This is a genomic window from Halarchaeum grantii (assembly GCF_014647455.2).
GTDB classification, from domain to species: Archaea; Halobacteriota; Halobacteria; order Halobacteriales; family Halobacteriaceae; genus Halarchaeum; species Halarchaeum grantii.
This window is the reverse complement of the sequence record NZ_BMPF01000003.1, coordinates 275242-295243: the sequence shown is the minus strand read 5'-3', so window position 1 is coordinate 295243 and position 20002 is coordinate 275242. Positions and strand designations below refer to the sequence as shown.

The window sequence follows — 20002 nt, the reverse complement described above, 5'->3', positions numbered from 1 at the left end:
CCCCGTTCTTGTTCCGCATCGCCGTTCTCGCCGTCCTCGTGCTCTCGACACTGCTCGTCGCCGCACCCGCCGGTGCGCCCGTACAGGTGTCGTACGTCTACTCGGACAGCATGGAGCCCACCATCGGCGTCGGCGACGGCTACGTCGTCGTCCCCGCCGGGGACGTCGAATCCGGCGACATCGTGACCTTCTGGAGCGCCGCGCGCGGCGACTACACCACGCACCGCGTCGTCGGTGAGACGCCCGAGGGCTACCTCACGCGCGGCGACAACAACCCCGTGACCGACCAGCGCGCCGGCTACCCGCCCGTGGCGCGCGACGCCATCGTCGGCGCGGTGCTGACGTGGAACGGCGACCCCGTGCTCCTCCCGGGCCTCGGGCGCGCCGTCCGGATCGCCCGCGAGAACGTCGCCGTCCTCATCGGCGCGCTCGCCGCCGCCGGCCTCCTCGGCGCGCGCCGCGACGCCCCCGCGAGCGACCGACCCGAACGCGCGCGAAGCGTCGTCTACCCGCTACTCGTCGCCGGCCTCCTCGGGACCGCGGCGGTCGTCGCGTTCGGCGGCGCGTCGCACTCCGAGACCTTCCTCGCCGTGGAGGACGCGACGGCGACCGGCTCCGCCTCGACGCTCGCCGTCGGCACCGCGCAGACCGTCTCCTACGCCGTCGGCGTCGCCGACCAGCCGTGGGCGACCCGCGTCGTCCACACCACCGGCCTGCACGCCGTCGAGACGACGCGAAACGCCACCGCCGTCACCGCCACCGGTACCGTTCGCGCACCCGCGACGCCCGGCCCGGTCCCCGTGGAAGTCGCGATACGGAGCTATCCGGCCGTCCTCCCGCAGGGGACCGTCGCGCGACTGGACGCCATCCACCCGCTGCTCGCCGCGTTCGCCTGCACCGCACTCGCGTTCGCCCCGCTGTTCGCGCTCGTCGCCCTCGTCGTCGACGGCGGCGAGCGGCTGCGGGCGTCCCGGTCGCGGCTCCGCCGCCTCCTCGTGGAGGGGTTCGAGTGAGTCGCCGACGCCGGAGTCGGAGCCGGTCCGGCGGGTGGTCGCACACGACGCTCGTCGCCGTCCTCTCGCTCGCGCTCGTCGGCGCGCTCGCCTACGGCGTCGCCGGTAGCGGTGCGTACACGACGGGCGCGCTCGACCGTGGGTCGTCCGTCCCCGTCGCCTCCGACGCGAACGGCCTCCTCGCGCTCGACGTCGCCGACGCCGTCACCGCGAACGAGACGAGCCGACTCGTCACCGTCACGAACTACCTCGGTCAGTCCACCACCGTCACCGTCGTGCTCCGGGGTGACGCCGCGAGCGACGCCGACCTCGTCGTCGACGGCGCGACCGTCGGCGACAGCGCGTCGGTCACCCTCGCGGCGGGCGCGAACCGGACCGTCGACGTCGCCGTCGACGGGACCGCGAGCGACGGCAGCTCGCTCGCCTTCGACGTCGAGGCCGACGGGGCCGGCGTCACCGTCTCCGCACCGAACCGTTCGACTACCGTCACGACCTGATACGTATGCTCCGACTCACCTACCTCCTCGCGAAACGCGGCCCGCAGGTCGCGCTCGTCCTCGGCGTCCTCGCGCTCGTGGCGTTCGGCGCCGCCGGCTGGACGGCGACGCACCCGCCCACGACCGACGTCACCGACCGCGAGAACGCCCAGCGCGCCACGCTCGCGTTCGACGCGAACGCCACCGTCACCGAGAACACGTCGCTCTACGACTCCGGGACCGTCCTCCGCGACCCCGCCGTCATCCCGCGCGAGGCGCCGACGCTCCGCATGACAGCGACACTAGCCAGTTCGAACGCCTCTTTCGACTCGGTCACACAGACCGTGACGCTCGTCTACTCCGCGACGCGCGACGGCGAGACGTTCTGGACGCGCCGCGTCCCGCTCACCACCCGGACCGCGTCCGACACGCGCGCGCTCGCCACCCCGGTCGCGATCGACACCGAGCGCGTGCGCGAGCGCCTCGCCACCCACCGCGCGGACGTCGGCGGCGCCGGCACGGTGAGCGTCGCCGTCCGGGCGAACGCGACCTACACGCTCGCCGGCTACACCGGGACGGTCACCGAGCGCGCGCCGCTCACGTTCCACGGCGACTGGTACGACGCCGCGACGCCGTCGAATGCGCGCGACCACGACACGCCGCGAACGCGGACCGTACCCGTGCCGTCCGCACGGCTCGTTCCGCCCCCCGCGCTCGGCGGCCTCGGCGCGGTGCTCGCGCTCACCGCCGCCGGCGTCCTCGCGTGGCATCGCGCCTACCGCCCGTCGCTCGCGGCCGTCGCCGAGGACCTGCACCGACACCGCTACGACGCGTGGATCTCGGCCGGACGCGTGCCGCCCGACACGGCGGACGCGGTCGTCGACGTCGCGACGCTCGAGGACCTCGTCGACGTCGCCATCGACGTGGACGGGCGCGTCGTCCACGACGCCGAATCGGGCCACTACGTCGTCCTCACGCCGGCCGCGCGCTACCGGTACACGCCGCGCGCGAACTCGACCGAGGACTGAGACACCCCCCGCTCACGGCTCGAAAACCGCGAAACGCATACCCGTTCGCTCGCTCTAGGTGGGAACCCGAATGCTCGTCTCCGACCCGTACCGCCTCCTCCTCGTCGACGACGACCCGGCGTTCCTCGACCTCCTGCAGACGCATCTCGAGCGCGCGGCCGACGACGGCGTCGACGTCTCGACGACCACCGACCCCACGGACGCCCTCGCCGCCGTCGAGGACGAAACGGCCGACTGCATCGTGAGCGACTACTCGATGCCCGAGCGGACCGGCCTCGAACTCCTCGCCGCCGTCCGAGCGCGCGACGAGCGCTTCCCGTTCGTCCTCCTCACGGCCGAGGGGAGCGAGCGCGTCGCGAGCGACGCCATCGACGCGTCCGTCACGAGCTACCTCCGGAAGGACGGCTCTGACAGCATACGCGCGCTCGCCGAGCACCTCCTCGACACCGCGAGCGACGCCATCCGCCGCTACCACCGCGACGCCGTGCTCGACGAGTACCTCTCGTTCGTCGACACCGTTCTCGGCGCGCTCGACGACGTCATCTACGTCTCCTCGCCCGACGGCACGCCGCTCTACTGGAGCGACGAACTCCGCGACGTCACCGGCTACGACGACGCCGACCTCTCCGAACTCACCGCCGCCGACGTCGTCCCACCGACGCATCACGACGCCCTCGAAGCCACGATCGCCGCCGTCCTCGACGGCGAGTCCGTGACGGTCAGACTCCCGCTCGAACGCGACGACGGCGGGACGACCCCTTTCGAGTTCAGTGCCGCCCCGCTCTACGGCGACGACGGCGACGTCGTCGGCATCGCCGGCATCGGCCGTGACCTCACGGAACGCGAGCGCTACGAGCGGGCGTTCGAGGGCCTCCAGCATACCGCCACGCGACTCCTCGAAGCCGACGACCGGACCGCCGTCGTGGACGCCGTCGCCGACACCGTCGAGTACGTCGTCCCCGTCTCGCACAGCGTCGTCTACCTCGTCGAGGAGGCGACCGAGCGCCTCGTTCCCGCCGCCGCGACGGCCGATATCGCCGACAGCGGGCCGTTCCACTACGACCTCACGGAGGACACCCCCGCCGTCCGCGTCTACCACTCCGGGACGCCCGAACAGTACGCCGTCGCCGACATCGACGACGGCCGCGAGCGCGGACTCGCCGACGCCGCCCTCTACGTCCCGCTCGGGTCGCACGGCGTCCTCGTCTTCGGGCTCGAGGAACACAGCGCGCCCGCTCGCGTGTGGACGCTCGCCGACATCCTCGCGACGAACGCCACGGCCGCCCTCGACCGCATCGAGCGCACCGCCGCGCTCCGCGACCGCGAACGCGCGCTCGCCATCCTCCACGCGCGCTCGGACGACTTCTCGCGCGCCTCGGACCCCGACGAAGTCGCCGACATCACCGTCGAGGCGGCCCACGACGTCCTCGATGCGCCCCGTATCGCCGTCTATCGCTGGGACGACGCCGACGGCCGCCTCCGCCCCGTCGCCGGCGACGGCGACCTCCCGCCGGTCGACGCGTCGGGCGGCGGCCGCCTCGTCTGGGACGCCTTCGTCGACCAGCGCACCGTCGTCGAACACGACCTCGACGCCGAGCACGCGCCGTGGCCGGACGCCCGAAGCGCGATGGCGTACCCGCTCGGCGACCACGGGGTCTTCGTCGCCGGTGCACCCGACCGGTCCTCGTTCGGCGAACGCGACGCCGCCGTCGCCGACCTCCTCGTGACGAACGCGACGAGCGCGCTCGAACGCGCCGCCCGCGAAGCCGACCTGCGCGAGACGGAAGTCCAGCTCCGCGAACGGAACCGCGACCTCCAGCGCCTCAACCGACTGAACCGCGTCATTCGCGACATCATGGGCGCGCTCGTGCAGGCGGACTCGCGCGGAAGCGTCCTCCGCGCCGTCTGCGAGAACCTCGCTACCGACGACCGCTACGCGCTCGCGTGGATCGGGACGCTCGACCCCGACATCGACGTCGCCGCGTGGGCGGGCGAGGGCGAGTCCTTCCTCGACTACGTCATCGAACGCGACGCCGAGCACAGCCGCGCTCGCCGCGCCGTCGAATCTGGCGAGCCCGTCGTCGTCGAGGACGTCCTCCGTGACCCCACCGTCGCGGACCTCCGGCGCGAGGCGATGGCACGCGGGTTCAGGAGCGCGATAACGCTCCCGCTTCGCTACAACGACACCGACTACGGCGTCCTCGAACTCTACGCGGGCGTCCCCGACGCGTTCGTCGGCGAGGAACGCGACGTCCTCGTCGAACTCGCCGCGCACATCGCGAACGCCCTCGACACCGTCGAGCGGAGCGAGACGCTCCTCTCCGGTGGCTCGCTCGAACTCGAGTTCGACCTCGACGACGTCGACGACCCGCTGTTCGCGCTCGCGCGCCGCGCCGACCGGACGCTCGACGTCGACGCGGTCGCCCCTCACGACGACGCGTGGCTGGTGTACGCGACCGTCGATGGCGGCGCCGACGACGTCCTCGCCGCCGCCGAGCAGAGCGTCACCGTCACGGACGCCGACGTCGTTCGCTCGGCGTCCGACACGACGCTGCTCGCGTTCGTCGTCTCGAACACGCCGGTCGTCGAGGCGTTCGCCGACCGCGCCGCGACCATCCGGCACATTCACGCGACGCCCGACGGTGGGAGCGTGACGGCCGTCGTGCGGCCGTCCACGGACGTCCGCGCGTTCGCGGACGGCGTCCGCACATACCTCCCCTCGGCCGACCTCTCGCGGCGAACCGCGACGCCCGACACCGCCGCGTCTTCCGTCCGCCACGACCTCGGTGAGATGTTGACCGACCGCCAGCTCCAGACGCTCCGCGCCGCCCACGCTAACGGCTACTTCGAGTGGCCGCGCCAGCGGACCGGCGAGGAGGTCGCGTCCGACCTCGGCGTCTCCGGGCCGACCTTCCACCAGCACCTACGGAAGGCGCTCGCCGCCGTCTTGGACGACGTCCTCGGCACCCCCTCCTGAACCGCCGGCCGCCAGTGCCGGGTCCGAGGCGGACCGGGAGCGCGACGGCGCTTCGATGCGACACCGACCCGGTTCCGTCTCAGTCGCCGTCGCGGACGGCGAGACGCCCGGTGACTACACACAGTATTACTGTCCAGTAGTACTGAACAGAAATACTGCATGGTGTGATTACGTGGTCGTGTCGACGAGTCCTTCCGCGAAGCCGACGCCGTACGCGGCGTACTGGAGCAGGAGGAGGAGCGGCACGAGGAGCGCGAGCGGCGTCCGTTGCTCCCGATAGACGGCGCGCGTCGCGGACGCGGCGACCGGGCAGTAGGCGAGACAGAGGAGCGGGACGTACTTCGGACCCTTCAGGGCGTCGCGTGCGGCGGCCGCGCCCCCGGCGAGGAGCGCGAGCGTCGGGAGCGGCGCGTACCACCGGACGAGCGCGCCGTGGCGGCGCTGGAGGTGCGCCATCGCCCTCCCGTAGGAGCGGCTCTTCCGAGCGAACGCGCCGACCGTCGGCGTGAGGTGGTGGCGGACCACGATATCCGGCGCGTAACAGAAGCGATGGCCGTCGCGCGCGAGGCGATAGTGAAGGTCGGCGTCCTCGCCGACGTTCACGTCGTCGTCGTAGCGGTACGCCTCGAACACCTCCCGCCGGTAGAGGACGTTGCAGGCGGCGACGGACTCCACGAGGCGCTCGTCGTCGATGGACTTGGACTGCGGGCTCCCGCCGGAGCCGAAGACCGTGCGCTGCAGGCTCCCGACGACCCTCGCGAACGTCGGGTCGTCCTCGAAGGCGACGTTCGGGCCGCCGACGCCGACGACCGAGTCCTCGTCGGCGTACTCCTCCATGCGCGCGACGAGCGACGCGAGCCACGTCGGGGGCACCCGGCAGTCCGAGTCCGTGAACGCGACGTAGTCGCCGTCCGCGAGGTCGACGCCGCGATTCCGGCACGCGCCGATACCGGCGCCGTCGGCCTCGACGAGCGTCGCGTCGAACTCCGCGACGACGTCGCGAGTGGCGTCCGTCGACCCCCCGTCGACCACCACGACCTCGTAGCGCGCCGCCGGATAGGTCTGCTCGGCGAGCGACGCCAGCGTCTCCGCGACCGTCCCCGCCGAGTTGTACGTGACGACGACGACGGTGACGTCCACGCCGTCTCGCTCGCTGTCGGGAGCCATCTCACCCGCACGTACGCCGCTCGGGCGAATAACTGTGAGGGGGCGCGCATCGGTCCCCCGAGAAGTGCACGCCGCCCTAGCGCTTATTATAATTGATAGTGAACCAACTAATGGGAGTTAACCAATGTCAATCAAAGGAGTCGTATACAAGGGCGCACACGAAGTCGCCGTCGAGGACGTGCCGGAACCGGAGCTACAGAACCCGACGGACGTCGTCATCGACGTCACGTCGACGTGCATCTGCGGGTCCGACCTGCACATGTACGAGGGCCGAACCGCCGCCGACGAGGGCATCGTCTTCGGCCACGAGGCGATGGGGGTCGTCGAGGAGGTCGGCGAGGGCGTCGACTCGCTCGACGTCGGCGACCGCGTCTCCATCCCGTTCAACGTCGCGTGCGGACACTGTAAGAACTGCGAGCAGGGGAAGACCGGCTTCTGCCTGAACGTCAACCCGGACGGGGGCGTCCCCGCCGGCGGCGCCTACGGCTACGTCGGCATGGGCCCCTATCAGGGCGGACAGGCCGAGAAGATGCGCGTGCCCTACGCGGACTTCAACGCCCTCAAACTGCCGGACGAGGGCCACGAGGACGATTTCGCGATGCTCGCGGACATCTTCCCGACCGGGTGGCACGGCACCGAACTCGCCGACCTCCAGCCCGGCGAGTCCGTCGCCATCTTCGGCGCCGGCCCCGTCGGCCTGATGGCCGCCTACAGCGCGAAGATCAAGGGCGCCTCGGAGATTTACGTCGTCGACCGCGTCCCGAGTCGCCTCGACCTCGCCGAGGAGCACTGCGACGCCACCCCCATCAACTTCGAGGAGGGCAACCCCGTCGAGCAGATCATCGACGCCAACGGCGGCGAGGTCAACAAGGGCGTCGACGCCGTCGGCTACCAGTCCGTCGAACCGGACGAGGACCGCGACGACGACGAGCCCTACGACCCGACGAAGGAGAACCCCGGCGTCCTCATCAACCAGCTCATCCGCGTCGTCGAGCCGAAGGGGAAGCTCGGCATCATCGGCCTCTACGTCCCCGAGGACCCCGGCGCGCCCGAGACCATCAGCGAGATGGAGGCCGCCGGCCGCCTCGGCATCGACTTCGGGAAGCTCTTCGAGAAGGGCCAAGCGCTCGCCACCGGCCAGTGTGACGTGAAGTCCTACAACCGCTACCTGCGCGACCTCATCGTCGCCGGCCGCGCCGAACCGAGCTTCGTCGTCTCGCACCGCGAATCCCTCGCGGACGCCCCCGAGATGTACCAGAAGTTCGACGACCGCGAGGAAGGCGTCACGAAGGTCATCCTCGAACCCTAGCCACCGACCGTCCCGTTTTTTGCCGCGTCGCGTCCGCTCCGCCGTCCCGTCCGCGCGCTACGCGTCGTCCTCGTAGTCGAGCAGCGGCGTCTCCGGGGTCGACCGATTCGGGAGGCCGCAGACGCCGGCGTCCGCGCCCGCTCGCTCGACGCCGGCCGCGACGCGCCGGATCTCCCAGTCCACCTCGTGGCCGGTCGCCGTCTCGTGGTCGTCGAGCGCGACGCGCGCACGCCCCAGGTTCCGGACCGCCTCGCGGAACGCGCAGTCGCGGCACTCGACCACGACGTTCTCGTCGCTCGCCGCGTTCGCCGTCATGCCCGGCTCTCGGCGTCGCCCGGGGAAGAGCGCTCCGGTCGCGGGCGAACAGATAAGGCGTCACGTCGCGTATCCCGCACTATGTGCATCTACTGTAGCGCCGTCTACGACGGGGGCTGGGGACAACTCCTCGAGTACGACGACCTCTATCAGGATGCGATGGGCGGCGAGTCGACGTCGACGCACGGCTTCCAGGAGTCCTGGGACGACCTGCGCGAGGAACTCGGCGTCTAGAGCGGGAACGGGTACGTCTCGGCGTCCTCGTCGTCCCCACACAGGAGCGCGTCGAGCTCCTCGCGCAGACGCGCTTCGTCGAGTTCCTGCCCGATGAAGACGAGGCGCGTCTCCCGGTCGTCGCCGTCCTCCCACGCGCCGATGGGGCCGGCTTGGACGGCCGCCCCCGCTTGGCTGACGCCGAGGACCTCCTCGGAGCCGGCGACGCGGCAGAACCCCTTCGCGCGGACGATACCGGGGTCGGGGTCGTCGAGCCACGCGGCGAGGCGCGCCGGGTGGAACGGGCGCTCGCTCCGGTAGACGAACGAGGTGACGCCGTGGCGCTCGGCCGCGTTCTCGCCGTGCGCGTGCCCGTGTCCGCCGTCGCCCGCGTCGGCGGCGTGGCGTTTCCACCCCTGCGAGCGCGACACCTCCGCGAAGTCGAAGCGCCCCGTGTCGAGGATGCGTCCGGGGTCGATTTCGGCGTGCGTCGTGCGCACGATATCGGCGCGCGGCTGGAGTTCGCGCACGACCGCCTCGACGTCGTCGAGGACGTCGTCGGGCACCATGTCGCACTTGTTGAGGAGGAGGACGTCGCAGAACTCGACGGACTCGACAAGCACCTCGCTGAGCGGCCGTTCGTCCGCGCTCGCGGCCTCGGCGTCCCCGGGGAGGCTCGCGCCGGCATCGAACTCCTTCCAGAACCCGTAGCTGTCGAGGACCGTCGCCATCGTATCGAGGCGGAAGAACTCCGCGGGGTCGACGTCGCTGTCCTCGGAGCCGTCGAGGAAGACGCGCGCGACGGGGACGGGTTCGCTGATACCCGACGATTCGACGAGCAGGTAGTCGAAGTCGCGTTCGTCGGCGAGCCGTTTCGCCTCCGTGAGCAGGTCGTCCTGGAGGCGACAGCAGATACAGCCGTTCGAGAGGTCGACGACGCCCGTCTCCTCGTTCCGGTCGGCGACGAGTTCGGCGTCGACGTTGACGTCGCCCATGTCGTTGACGATGACCGCTACCTCGTAGCCCCGCTGGTTCGCGAGGACGTGATTGACCAGCGTCGTCTTCCCCGCGCCGAGGGTGCCGCTCACGACCGTCACCGGGATGGACTCCGTCATCACGTCCCGTGCTTCGCACGCCCGCGCTAAAAGGTTCGCCCGCCGACACCCACCGGATGGTTCGACGATAGTCGAACAATATGGTGGCGCGGATTCGTCGCTGTCGGCGGCGGTCCGAGACCCGATGTGGAACACGACCTCCTCTAATATCGTCTGACTGCGATATATCTCGGAATATAGCGCTTCGAGGGGGACCTGACGACTGCGTCGGATGCGTGTGGCCGAGCGGTCGACTGCCCGTCGTAGAGATAGACGTATCTCGACGGATGTCTATAGTACGACTGATGGGTGAACGAAGACCAGCCGACGACGGCGACGGTGGCGGCCTCCCGCTCTCGCGTCGCGACCTCGTGAAACTCGCCGGCGCGTCCACGCTCGCGTCGCTCGCCGGCTGTGCGTCGGTCCTCGACGGTACCGAGGGCGGCGACGCCGGCGGTGTCGCGTACGGCTACGGCGGTACCCCCGTCGAACTGGCGCACGTCACCGGTAACGCGTCGGTCGCGGTGTCGCTTCCCGCGCCCGTCGCGCGCTGGACGCTCGACGAGGAGGGCGGCCGCACCGTTCGCGACGTCGCCGGCGGGTGCGACGGGACGCTCGTCGGTGATCCGATCCTCGGCCGGCCCGGCGTTCGGGGCGCGGGGAGCATGGACTGCCGGCGCCGCGACGGCCACTACGCGCGAGTCCCGTCGGACCCCGCGCTCGTCCCGACCGCCGAACTCTCCTTCGGTGGGTGGTTCCGCACGCGCTCCTCGGCCGTCGAGCAGACGGTCGTTCAGAAGGCCACCGACCACATGTGGGGGTCGGGCTACGTCCTCGACGTGCAGACCGCGCGGAGCGTCCGCGCGCGCGTCGGCGTCGACTCCGGCCGCGCGTTCGTCAACCCGTGGGCCGACTTCGACCCCCACGACGGCGAGTGGCACCACCTCTTCGCGACGTGGGACGGCGACGCCCTCGTCTGCTACTACGACGGCGCGGAAGTGGGGCGCGACGAGAGTCAGTCCGGCGCGGTGCGTCCCGACAACAGCCCGCTCTACCTCGGGCGCGGCCACAACGAGTGGAACGACGTCTACGACATGGGCGGGGCCATCGACGACGTCCGGGTCTACGACGTCGCGCTCCCCGCCGCGTCCGTGAAGGCGCTCTACGACGGCACCTCGACGACGAGCCCCGCGACGCCGACGACGACCACGACGTCCGAACCGACCACCACAACGACGTCCGAACCGACTACGACGACCACGACGCCCGAACCGACCACCACGACGAGTTCGCCGGAGGACGACTACGGCGAGCAGGGCTATGGCGCCTACGGCTACGGCGGTACCATCTGACCATGACCGAGAACCACAGCTACAACACGCCCGCCGAGGGCACGACCGACTGGCACGTCCCGCTGAACGCGAACTTCGAGGCGCTCGACGCCGACGTCGAGGTCCGGGACGCGGACGCGAACCGGACGAACTACGCGCCAAAGGAGAACTCGAAGTTCCTCGCGACCGACACGGGCCGCGTCTACGTCGGGGACGGCGCGAGGTGGAACGCGCTCGGGTCGCTGACGAGCGACCTCGACGGTGGCGTGACCGACGCGCTCGTGAAGGGGGACCTCGTCGTCCTTGCGCGCCAGCTCGCCGCGCCACAGACCGTCGACCCCGCCGACACCGACACGCCCGTTCAGGACGCCGTCGACCTCCTCGACGCGAACGGCGGCGGCACCGTCCGCCTCCCGCCGAACTCCATCAGCGAAGCTGGGAGCATCACCGTCCCGAGCAACACCGAGATCCGGGGTTTCGGGCCCGACATCTCGAAGGTGAACATCACCCTCGCCGGCGTCGGCGGCGTCGTCTTCGACGAGGCGGGCGGCGTCGACCACGCGCACCTCGACGGGTTCGCGCTGAACGGCCCCGGGCCCGGGACGAACTCCGGCGTCGCCATCCACCACGTGAGCGGCGACACGCAGAACCTCCACATCGGCCGCCTCGTCCTCTGGGGGTGGACGAACTCCGTCTACCGTGTTGAGGAGGGCGTCGGCCCCTTCCAGTGCCGCCACGAGGAACTCACGGTCTACGACTGCGACGCCGGCGACGAGGACGGGCTCTTCGAGTTCCGCTCGTGGTACGGCCCGGCGAACTGGTTCGGCACCATCGCCGCCTACCCAATCGCGGAGTCGAGCGGGCGGAACACGACGGTGTTCTTCACGCGCGGCGGCACGCAGACCGTCGACTACCTCACGATGGGCGGGAGCGCGGGCACCGTCCTCCACCAGACGTGGGACGCGCAGGTGCGCTTCGAGAGCATCCACTGGGAGCCGACGTCGAACCCCACGACGCCGAGCGCGCTCGTGCGCCTCCTCGGCAACGGCACCGCCACCATCGGCGACGTGAAGCAGATCACGGGCACCACCGACTACGTCTACGAACTCGGCCACGACGCCTACAACGGAAACGACCCCGCGCGCAAGCGGCTCGGCCCGTACTACGGCCTCGGCGGGAGCTTCGCGTCGAACGTCGTGAACCTCAGCGCCCCCAACGATCCCGCGAAGCCGTCGTTCTACGAGGGCGCCGCGAGCGACGTCGACGTCACGCACTCCTCGGCGACCACCGGCGGGTTGCGCGCGCTCGGCGAGGCCGGGACGCCGCTCGGGTGAGGCACGTCGCGGCGCGCCGCCGCGTCACGGGCTGACGACTCGACGGGGGCGCGATAGACGTGGTTCTTTATATCCCGTCGTCGATGGTCGACTCATGCAGACAGTCGTTCTCGCCGCGGGTCGCGGGACGCGGATGCGGCCGCTGACGGACCGCCAGCTGAAGCCGATGCTCCCGGTGGCGGGACGGCCGCTCGTCGCGCACACCGTCGAGGCGGCCGCGGCGGCGGGCGCGTCGCGCGTCGTCCTCGTCGTCCAGTCGGACGACGACTCGGTTCGCGAGCAGTTCGGCGAGACGCACGCGGGCCTCGACCTCGAGTACGCGACGCAGACCGAGCAGCGCGGGACGGCGGACGCGGTGCGCGCGGCGTCGCCGAAACTCGAGGACGCGCCGTTCGTCGTGCTGAACGGCGACGCGCTCTACGATGAGGACTCGCTCTCGGTGCTCTACGATCGCGCGCCCGCCGTCGGCGCGTTCAGAGTCCCTGACCCGACGCAGTACGGTGTCCTCATCACGGACGACGCCGGCGAGCGGGTGACGGGCGTCGTCGAGAAGCCCGCGGAGCCACCGAGCGACCTCGTGAACACGGGCGCGTACGCCCTGCCCGCCGAGGCGAAGGCGTGGCTCGACGTCGGGGAGTCCGAGCGCGGCGAGCTTGAGTTCACGGACGTGCTCGCGCGGGCCTGCGAGGCGTACTCGGTCGCGCCGGTGGCGTTCGAGCGCTGGCTGGACGTCGGGCGGCCGTGGGAGCTCTTGGAGGCGAACGAGTGGAAGCTCGGCGAACTCGAGGGGCGAATCGACGGCGACGTCCACGACGACGCCGACCTCTCGGGGCCGGTGGTCGTCGAGGCGGGCGCGACGGTCCGCTCGGGCGTCGTCGTCGAGGGGCCCGCGTACTTCGACGCGGACGCGACGGTCGGGCCGAACGCCTACGTTCGGGGTGCGACCTACCTCGGGCCCGGCGGGAAGATCGGCCACGGCGTCGAGGTGAAGAACAGCGTCCTGATGGCGGACGCGCACGCTCCCCACCTGAACTACGTCGGGGACAGCGTCTTGGGTCGTCACACGAACCTCGGCGCGGGGACGAAGGTCGCGAACCTCCGCCACGACGACGGGCCGGTGAAGATGCTCGTGAAGGGCGAGGCGGTCTCGACGGGCCGCCGAAAGCTCGGCGTGGTGCTGGGCGACGGCGCGAAGACGGGGATCAACACGAGCCTGAACGCGGGCGTGAAGCTCCCGACGGACGGCGCGACGCGCCCGGGCGAGACGGTCATGTTCGACCCCGACAGCGAGCGCGGCCGCCGCGAGCGCGGGGGCGAGTAGATGACGGGCGACGGCCGGCGCGGCGACGGGACGCCAACCACCCATCCCCGCGGCCGTCTCGACGCCACGTCGGCGGATCGCGGAGTGGGCGCGAGCGACGCCGTGCGCGCGCTCCGCTCGCGTCTCGGCGCGTCGCCGACGCTGGGAAATCTCGCGTGGCGCGTCGGCGAACTCCTCCACCACACGCGGACGGAGCGCCGGCCCGGACGCGTCGACGCCGGCAGCCTCGACGGCCTCCACGGCGGCCCGGACGTCCCGACGTACCCGACGGCGGCGCCCGAGTCGGACCCGCTCTCGCCCGCGCCCGCGCCCGGCGTCGTCCAACCGGTGTTGACCGTCGAGGACGTGACGGACGTGACGGGCGCGCACTGCGTCGCCGACCCCTTCCTCTTCTGCGGCGACGGCGAGTGGCACTGCTTCTTCGAGGTGTACGCCCACGACCGGGAGCCGACGGCCGTCATCGCGCACGCGACGAGCGAGGACGGCGCGGACTGGTCCTACGACCGGGTGGTGCTCGCGACGGACGACCACCTCTCCTACCCGTACGTCTTCCGGTGGCGCGGCGAGCAGTATATGGTTCCGGACGCGTGGTCGAAGGACCCCGCGAACCCCGCGCCCGTGACGCTCTACCGCGCCCGCGAGTTCCCCTACGGCTGGGAGCGCGTCGCCGAGCTCATCGCGCCCCCCGCCGGCCTCCACGACGCCACGCTCTTCCGCTGGGAGGGGCGCTGGTGGGCGCTGCTCGGGGACGGCCGCGACGTCCACGCCTACCACGCGGCGACGCTCGACGGCGCGTGGATGGCACACGACGCGAACCCCGTCGTCTCCGGGCGGCCTGCGGGCGGCCGGCCGGGCGGGCGACCGGTCGTTCGCGACGACCGCGTGCTCGCGTTCTATCAGGACGGCACCGACCACTACGGCGGCGCGGTGTGCGCCTACGAAATCACGGCGCTGACGCCCGACACCTACCGCGACCGGCCGGCGAGCGAGACGCCGGTGGTGTCCGCGAGCGGCGAGACGCTCGGCTGGCGCTCCGGGTTCGCACACCAGTTCGACCCGTGGTACGACGGCGAGGGGTGGTGGTGCGCGGTGGACGGGAACCCGGGACTGGGCTGGCAGGCCACCGGCGACCACCACTGGGCCATCGGGATGTTCCGGGCTTAGGCGACGCCGTCGCCCGCGTCGCCGAGGACGCGCAGGCGGCCGCGGTTCGGGACGCCGCCGTCGACGCTGACGTCCGCGAGCGGGCCGAAGTACCACGAGCGGCTTCCCGCCGCCGCGCCGCCCGTGACGTGGACGACGGCGTCGGTGACGCGCCCGCGCGCGGCGCCCGGCGCGAGCAGGAGCTTGTTCGCGAAGCCGCCGCCGAGTTCGTAGACGTGGGGGACGCGGCCGGCGTCGACGACGACGTCACCGACGCGGGTGGCCCCCTCCCCGGCGAGCGAGACGAGCGCGTCCGGCGTCGTGGGCTGGCGCTCGGGCTCCCAGTGCGCGCGCTCGACGTGGAGGCGGCCGTCGCGCTGGGCGACGAGCGCGCCGGCGGTCCCGCCGACGGTGACGTCGCCGAACGCGAGCTCGCCGCCGTCCTGTGCGAGTATCGTCGACGCGCGCCCGCTCGCGCCCGCCGCCGGGTAGGCGACGACGGTGCCGAAGCGGTTCGCGGGCCCGTACGAGGAGCGCCAGTCGAGGAGGGCGCGCTCGGCGCCGGCGTCGCAGTCGTCCGCGCGGAGGAAGTCGTAGCGACACTGGAAGGGGCCGACGCCCGTCTCGACGCGGAGGACGCTGTTCGCCCACCGCCGGCAGTAGAGGCGGCCGACGTGGACGTCGGCGGGGTCGTCGGCGGGGTCGCCGGTCGCGTCGACGTAGTGGCAGGCGACGCCGGTATCCCGCTTGCCTCCGGGCCCCCTGAGCTCGAAGCCGTCAAGGACGACGCGCTGGACGGACGTCGGGCGGTCGAAGCGCACGCCGTCCGTTCCCGCCCCGGTGATTTCGACGACGGAGACGTTCATGCCGAACCCGACGACGCCCGTGTTCGCGTGCGGGCGGATGGGGCCGGTCTCGGTGACGCGCGTCGGCGGGAGGTAGACGCGGCCGCCGCCGCGGGCGTCGACGGCGTCGAGCGCGTCCTGGACGGGCGTCTCGGTGGATTCGGGGTCGAAGACGGCGCCGTCGAGCGCGTCCGCCATCCCGACGACGTAGCCGTCGCGGAGCGCGGCGAAGACCCCCTCGGTGAGCGGCGCGCCGTCAGGCACGACGCCACCCCCGTCGTCCCCGTCGTCGTCGCCGTCGAAGAGGGACGCGCACCCGGCAGTGGCGCCGAGGGCGGCGGCGAGCGACGCGCCGAGGACGGCGCGTCGCGGCGGGCCGCAGCGGTCTCGGGTCATGGCATCGAGTACACACTACGCTATCCGTGTCCCCGTATCGGCATAACCTTCGCCCTGCGGGGCGCCCCCGACGCGCCGCCGGAGGCTCTCGGCGGCGCCCGTGAGCTCCCAACGCACCACCGTCGGCCGCTGGGAGGCATCGACGCGCGGGATTCGGTGCGGGTCGGTCGCGGGCGCGACGTGCCCGTCGTCGGCCGTCGCGTAGTCGTGGCTCTCGCGGACGACGTCAACCACGCGGGGCGTGTAGTCGCCGTAGGGGTAGCAAAAGCGCTCGACGTCGCAGTCGAAGCGCGCTTCGAGCGCGTCCTTGGCGCCGACGACTTCCTCGCGGAGGGCGGCCTCGTCGAGCGCGCTCAACCGCGCGTGGGTGCGCGTGTGATTGCCGACCGTGACGAGGTCGTCGGCGACGAGCTCCCGTATCTGCGCCTCGGTGAGGTAGGGGACGCCGCGCTCCGTCGCCCCGCCGACGCGGTCGGCGATGACGTAGACGGTGGCGGGCGCGTCGAACTCGCGGAGGACGGGGAGCGCGTGACGGTGGACGCTCCGGTAGGCGTCGTCGAACGTGACGGCGACGCGCGGGCCGTCGCCGGCGTCGAGCACGGCCGGGAGGTCGACGAACTCGTAGCGGCCGTCGAGCCACGCGAGCAGCTCGCGGAACGCCTCGACGGTGACGACGCGACCGTCGGTGTTCCCGGCGCTCCCGCCGACGGAGTGGTACATCAACACCACGTTCTGCGAGGTCGGCGCCGCGACGCCGAGGCGGGCGTCCGCCTCCGCGAGCGTCCGCCAGACGGCCTCCTTTCCCGCCGAGACGGCCTCCGGAATGTCCATGCGCCACACTCGTCTCCGCGCGAGTAAACGTCTACCCCCGTTCGCGCGCTCGGCGGGGTCCCCGGAAGCGTTATCCGCCGTGTCAGCGATTGCGTGGATATGTCCGAGGCCGACGCGGACGCCGCCGATTACCGCGCGCTCGCGGTCGCCGTCGAGCACCCGAGCCACGTCTTCCAAGTCCGCACGCCGTTCAACCACCGCTCGCTGGACGCGCTCTGCGAGGCGGGCGTCGGCCTCGACGTCGTCTCTCCCTCCCCCATCGCGCCCCCGGTCGGCCCCTACTCGGAGTACAGACACGTCCCGCGAACCGAGCGCTGGGGCCGCTATCGCGTCCACTACCCGCGCTTCCTCTACGCGCTCCCGAAGTCGCGCTTCTACCACGTCTCCGGGAACTCGATGCGCAGACGCCTCTCGAGTTTCGTCCCGGAGACGTTCGAGACGCCACACGACGTCGTCCACACCTGCGGCGTCTACCTCGACGGCTACGGCGCGCTCGACTACTGCCGCGACAACGACGTCCCGCTCGTCGCGATGACGCACGCGGGTGATCTGCGGAACTACGACTCCTTCACCGACGACGTGCAGGCGCGGATTCGCGAGACCATCGACTACGCGAGCCGGGTGCTCACCGTCTCCGACGAACTCGCGGCGGTCGCGCGGCGCTTCGCGCCCGCCTCGAAGGTGGAGACGGTGCCCATCGGCGAGGACCCGTCGAAGTTCCCGACCGACCGACGGGAGGCCATCCGGCGCGAACTCGGCCTCGACCCCGACACGAAGGTCCTCCTCTACGTCGGGCGCTTCGAGGCCGCGAAGGGCGTGCGCGAGCTCGTCGCGGCGCTGAACCAACTCGAACGCGAGGACGTCTATCTCGCGGCCATCGGGCACGACGGCGACCTCCGGTGGTGGTTCGTGAACGAACTCGGCGAGATGCACCACGGCACGCACGCCTTCTGGCGGATGGACCCCGTCGCGGTGCGGCGCTGGCACGTCGCCGCCGACCTCCTCGTCCACCCGAGTCACACCGAGGCGCGCCCGACGGTGATGTACGAGGCGATGGCGGCGGAGACGCCCATCCTCGGGACGGCCGTCGGCGGCGTCCCGGAGATGGTCGCCGACGGCGAGACCGGCATCCTCGTCCCGCCGCGCGACGCGGACGCGCTCGCGGACGCCATCGACGCCCTCCTCGACTCTCCCGACGGCCTGCGCGCGATGGGCGAGCGCGGCCATCGCCGCCTCCTCGCAAACGACTGGACGTGGGCGCGCCACGCCGAGCGCGTCCGCGAGATCCACCGGGACGTGATGGCCGAATGAGCGAGATCGACGATACACGCGACGGGGACGCCCCGCGCGTGAGCGTCGTGATTCCCGCCTACCGGCGCGCGGCCGTCCTCCCGCGCGCGGTCGACAGCGCCCTCGCGCAGACGATGGCGGACCTCGAAGTCGTCGTCGTCGATGACGGCTCGCCCGACGACACGGCCGCCGTCGTTCGCGCCTACGACGACCCGCGCGTCCGCTACGTCGCCCACGAGACGAACCGCGGCGTGAGCGCCGCGCGCAACACCGGCATCGAGGCCGCCCGCGGCGACTACGTCGCCTTCCTCGACTCGGACGACGAGTGGCTCCCCCGGAAGCTCGAGCGCCAACTCGCCGTCCTCGCGGAGCGGGGCGAGGGCTGGGTGGGCGCGTACTGCGACTACGCGAGCGCCGACCTCCCGGCGGGCGCGCGGATCGCCGACGCCGTCTCCGAGCGCGTCTTCCGCGCGGACGCGGTCCGGGAGGGCGGGCGCGAACTCGCGGAGGCCCTGCTCTCGATGCGGGTGTTCATGGGGCCGGGCTCGACCCTGCTCGTCGAGCGCGACGCCCTCGCCGACGTGCGCTTCGACGAGGGCCTCAGCATCTACGAGGACTGGGACCTCGTCCTCCGGGTGCTCGCGCGCGGCAACCTCGCGCACGTCCCCGAGCGGCTCGCGCTCGTCCACTACTCCGGGGACGCGCCCGCCGACGCCTACGCGCGCAACGACCGGCGCTACCTCGACCGCAACGCCGGCCTCGTCGCCGCCCTCCGCGAGCGCGGCGTCGACGTCGAGCGCGTCCACCGGATGGGTCTCGTCGGCCACTACCTCCACGAGGGCCGCTTCCGCGAGGCCGCGCGCTATCTCGACGCGCGCGCGCTCGCCGACCCGGGGAACCTCGCGCGCCTCGCGTGGTGGACGCTCGGCGGGATTCGCGCGGCGCTCCGAGCTTAACCTCCCTCCTCGCCGCCGACCTCCGGCGAGCGGCGGCGGCGGAAGTTCGGATAGAACGGTTTGAGGAGGGCGAGCGCCGCGAGGGCGAAGACGACGAGAGTGAGCGTCGTGTCGCGCCAGAGCGTCCACGCGGCGAGCGCGACGGCGGGTGCGAGCGACTAAGTGGCGTCCTGCCCTCCCCTCACGCGAACGCTCGTGTCCGACTACCCGCCCGTCTCCGTCGTCGTCCCGTACAGCGAGGAGTACACGCCGGCGTGGATGCTCGAGGAGGCGACGGCCTCCGTCGACTCCCAGTCCGTCGAGACGGAACTCGTCGTCGTCGAGGGCGATGAGGGGCCGGCGGCCGCGCGCAACGAGGGCATCGAGCGCGCCGCGCACCGCCACGTCGCCTTCCTCGACGCGGACGACACGTGGCACGCGGAGAAACTCGAGCGCCAACTCGACGCGATGGCGGACGCGGGCGTCGGCCTCTGCGTCGAGGGCGACCCGCGGACGATGGACGACTTCGTCCACGACGTCTTCGTCGGCGACCTCACGACCCTGATGTCCTCCGTGCTCGTCGACACCGCGCGCGTCACGGCGACGTTCGACCGCGACCTCTCGCGCGGCGAGGACCTCCTCTACGTCCTCGAGGCCGCGACGGAGGCCGGCGTCTGCCTCCGACCGGACCTCACGACGCACCGCGACCACGCGGGGAGCGTCACGGGTCGCGGCATCGACGCCGAGGCGTACCTCACGCAGTCCAAGCGCTTCGGCTACCGGGTGAGCGAGCGCGTCCCCGACGCCCAGCCCTACCTCCCCACCTACTACACGCAGGTGTACGCGGACGTCGGGCGGGCGCACGCGGCCGCCGGCGAGGCGGCGCGCGCCCGCGAGTACTTCCTGCGCGCGCTCCGCATCACGCCCCATCCCTACGCCCTCCTCGGGTTCCTGCGGACGTACCTCCCGCTCTGAGCGGCGCGC

At 72.1% G+C, this 20002-nt stretch carries 18 protein-coding genes; 13 read left to right on the top strand and 5 right to left on the bottom strand.

The features are described from left to right. The first annotated feature begins 8 nt into the window (after positions 1-8). The 4 genes from IEY12_RS11405 to IEY12_RS11390 all read left to right on the top strand — a co-directional run bounded on the left by IEY12_RS11405 (position 9) and on the right by IEY12_RS11390 (position 5494). Positions 9-1013 carry a signal peptidase I gene (locus tag IEY12_RS11405; protein WP_188883840.1) on the top strand — a complete coding sequence of 335 codons (1005 nt, stop codon included), beginning with the start codon at positions 9-11 and terminating at the stop codon, positions 1011-1013. Then, entirely contained in the window at positions 1010-1510 is a 501-nt protein-coding gene (locus IEY12_RS11400; RefSeq protein WP_188883839.1) for a hypothetical protein, read from the top strand. The genes IEY12_RS11405 and IEY12_RS11400 overlap by 4 nt, the downstream gene beginning before the upstream one ends. A gap of 5 nt (positions 1511-1515) precedes the next feature. After that, on the top strand, positions 1516-2517 hold the full coding sequence (locus IEY12_RS11395; RefSeq protein WP_188883838.1) for a DUF5305 family protein: 1002 nt from the start codon (positions 1516-1518) through the stop codon (positions 2515-2517). Between the two features lie 70 nt (positions 2518-2587). Further along, complete coding sequence (locus IEY12_RS11390; RefSeq protein ID WP_188883837.1) at positions 2588-5494, top strand: GAF domain-containing protein; 2907 nt, start codon at positions 2588-2590, stop codon at positions 5492-5494. Between the two features lie 168 nt (positions 5495-5662). Here the strand turns inward: IEY12_RS11390 and IEY12_RS11385 are convergent, their stop codons facing one another. Beyond that, complete coding sequence (locus tag IEY12_RS11385; protein ID WP_188883836.1) at positions 5663-6661, bottom strand: glycosyltransferase; 999 nt, start codon at positions 6659-6661, stop codon at positions 5663-5665. A gap of 130 nt (positions 6662-6791) precedes the next feature. Between IEY12_RS11385 and IEY12_RS11380 the strand changes: the two genes are divergently transcribed. Next, on the top strand, positions 6792-7970 hold the full coding sequence (locus IEY12_RS11380; RefSeq protein ID WP_188884020.1) for a glutathione-independent formaldehyde dehydrogenase: 1179 nt from the start codon (positions 6792-6794) through the stop codon (positions 7968-7970). 57 nt (positions 7971-8027) lie between these two features. Here IEY12_RS11380 and IEY12_RS11375 read toward each other — a convergent pair whose 3' ends face one another. Further along, positions 8028-8285, bottom strand: a complete 258-nt coding sequence (locus tag IEY12_RS11375; RefSeq protein ID WP_188883835.1) for a DUF7542 family protein — start codon at positions 8283-8285, stop codon at positions 8028-8030. 81 nt (positions 8286-8366) lie between these two features. On the opposite strand from IEY12_RS11375, the gene IEY12_RS11370 reads away from it, so the two are divergent. After that, positions 8367-8519, top strand: coding sequence for a hypothetical protein (locus tag IEY12_RS11370; RefSeq protein WP_188883834.1), 153 nt, complete (start codon positions 8367-8369; stop codon positions 8517-8519). On the opposite strand, the gene IEY12_RS11365 is transcribed toward IEY12_RS11370, so the two are convergent. Further along, the gene (locus IEY12_RS11365; RefSeq protein ID WP_188883833.1) at positions 8516-9613 is read right to left on the bottom strand and encodes a CobW family GTP-binding protein; all 1098 of its coding nucleotides are present in this window, start codon (positions 9611-9613) and stop codon (positions 8516-8518) included. The genes IEY12_RS11370 and IEY12_RS11365 overlap by 4 nt on opposite strands. Positions 9614-9897: 284 nt before the next feature. On the opposite strand from IEY12_RS11365, the gene IEY12_RS11360 reads away from it, so the two are divergent. The 4 genes from IEY12_RS11360 to IEY12_RS11345 all read left to right on the top strand — a co-directional run bounded on the left by IEY12_RS11360 (position 9898) and on the right by IEY12_RS11345 (position 14742). Next, on the top strand, positions 9898-10944 hold the full coding sequence (locus tag IEY12_RS11360; RefSeq protein ID WP_188883832.1) for a LamG domain-containing protein: 1047 nt from the start codon (positions 9898-9900) through the stop codon (positions 10942-10944). Between the two features lie 2 nt (positions 10945-10946). Continuing rightward, positions 10947-12257: a hypothetical protein gene (locus IEY12_RS11355; protein ID WP_188883831.1), complete on the top strand. Its 1311-nt coding sequence runs from the start codon at positions 10947-10949 to the stop codon at positions 12255-12257. Between the two features lie 94 nt (positions 12258-12351). Beyond that, positions 12352-13578: a bifunctional sugar-1-phosphate nucleotidylyltransferase/acetyltransferase gene (glmU, locus tag IEY12_RS11350; RefSeq protein ID WP_188883830.1), complete on the top strand. Its 1227-nt coding sequence runs from the start codon at positions 12352-12354 to the stop codon at positions 13576-13578. Beyond that, positions 13579-14742: a glucosamine inositolphosphorylceramide transferase family protein gene (locus IEY12_RS11345; RefSeq protein ID WP_188883829.1), complete on the top strand. Its 1164-nt coding sequence runs from the start codon at positions 13579-13581 to the stop codon at positions 14740-14742. Here the strand turns inward: IEY12_RS11345 and IEY12_RS11340 are convergent. Together IEY12_RS11340 and IEY12_RS11335 are read right to left on the bottom strand one after the other, a co-directional pair. Continuing rightward, positions 14739-15962 carry a hypothetical protein gene (locus tag IEY12_RS11340; protein ID WP_188883828.1) on the bottom strand — a complete coding sequence of 408 codons (1224 nt, stop codon included), beginning with the start codon at positions 15960-15962 and terminating at the stop codon, positions 14739-14741. The two genes, IEY12_RS11345 and IEY12_RS11340, sit on opposite strands and share 4 nt — an antisense overlap. Positions 15963-15977: 15 nt before the next feature. After that, positions 15978-16793: a polysaccharide deacetylase family protein gene (locus IEY12_RS11335; protein ID WP_188883827.1), complete on the bottom strand. Its 816-nt coding sequence runs from the start codon at positions 16791-16793 to the stop codon at positions 15978-15980. 99 nt (positions 16794-16892) lie between these two features. Here IEY12_RS11335 and IEY12_RS11330 point away from each other — a divergent pair, with 99 nt between their 5' ends. The 3 genes from IEY12_RS11330 to IEY12_RS11320 all read left to right on the top strand — a co-directional run bounded on the left by IEY12_RS11330 (position 16893) and on the right by IEY12_RS11320 (position 19993). Beyond that, positions 16893-18104: a glycosyltransferase family 4 protein gene (locus IEY12_RS11330; protein ID WP_188883826.1), complete on the top strand. Its 1212-nt coding sequence runs from the start codon at positions 16893-16895 to the stop codon at positions 18102-18104. Next, positions 18101-19039 (top strand): glycosyltransferase family 2 protein, encoded by a 939-nt coding sequence (locus IEY12_RS11325; RefSeq protein WP_188883825.1) that lies wholly within the window; start codon positions 18101-18103, stop codon positions 19037-19039. The genes IEY12_RS11330 and IEY12_RS11325 overlap by 4 nt, the downstream gene beginning before the upstream one ends. A 195-nt stretch (positions 19040-19234) precedes the next feature. Beyond that, positions 19235-19993, top strand: a complete 759-nt coding sequence (locus IEY12_RS11320) for a glycosyltransferase family 2 protein (protein ID WP_229871198.1) — start codon at positions 19235-19237, stop codon at positions 19991-19993. The last annotated feature ends 9 nt before the right edge of the window (positions 19994-20002 follow it).

Bases quoted from the DNA above. Each gene is read 5' to 3' on its own strand.
- IEY12_RS11395 (WP_188883838.1), top strand. From the start codon at position 1,516: ATGCTCCGACTCACCTACCTCCTCGCGAAACGCGGCCCGCAGGTCGCG.
- IEY12_RS11390 (WP_188883837.1), top strand. From the start codon at position 2,588: ATGCTCGTCTCCGACCCGTACCGCCTCCTCCTCGTCGACGACGACCCG.
- IEY12_RS11385 (WP_188883836.1), bottom strand. From the start codon at position 6,661: ATGGCTCCCGACAGCGAGCGAGACGGCGTGGACGTCACCGTCGTCGTC.
- IEY12_RS11375 (WP_188883835.1), bottom strand. From the start codon at position 8,285: ATGACGGCGAACGCGGCGAGCGACGAGAACGTCGTGGTCGAGTGCCGC.
- IEY12_RS11370 (WP_188883834.1), top strand. From the start codon at position 8,367: ATGTGCATCTACTGTAGCGCCGTCTACGACGGGGGCTGGGGACAACTC.
- IEY12_RS11365 (WP_188883833.1), bottom strand. From the start codon at position 9,613: ATGACGGAGTCCATCCCGGTGACGGTCGTGAGCGGCACCCTCGGCGCG.
- IEY12_RS11360 (WP_188883832.1), top strand. From the start codon at position 9,898: ATGGGTGAACGAAGACCAGCCGACGACGGCGACGGTGGCGGCCTCCCG.
- IEY12_RS11355 (WP_188883831.1), top strand. From the start codon at position 10,947: ATGACCGAGAACCACAGCTACAACACGCCCGCCGAGGGCACGACCGAC.
- glmU (WP_188883830.1), top strand. From the start codon at position 12,352: ATGCAGACAGTCGTTCTCGCCGCGGGTCGCGGGACGCGGATGCGGCCG.
- IEY12_RS11345 (WP_188883829.1), top strand. From the start codon at position 13,579: ATGACGGGCGACGGCCGGCGCGGCGACGGGACGCCAACCACCCATCCC.
- IEY12_RS11340 (WP_188883828.1), bottom strand. From the start codon at position 15,962: ATGACCCGAGACCGCTGCGGCCCGCCGCGACGCGCCGTCCTCGGCGCG.
- IEY12_RS11335 (WP_188883827.1), bottom strand. From the start codon at position 16,793: ATGGACATTCCGGAGGCCGTCTCGGCGGGAAAGGAGGCCGTCTGGCGG.
- IEY12_RS11330 (WP_188883826.1), top strand. From the start codon at position 16,893: ATGTCCGAGGCCGACGCGGACGCCGCCGATTACCGCGCGCTCGCGGTC.
- IEY12_RS11325 (WP_188883825.1), top strand. From the start codon at position 18,101: ATGAGCGAGATCGACGATACACGCGACGGGGACGCCCCGCGCGTGAGC.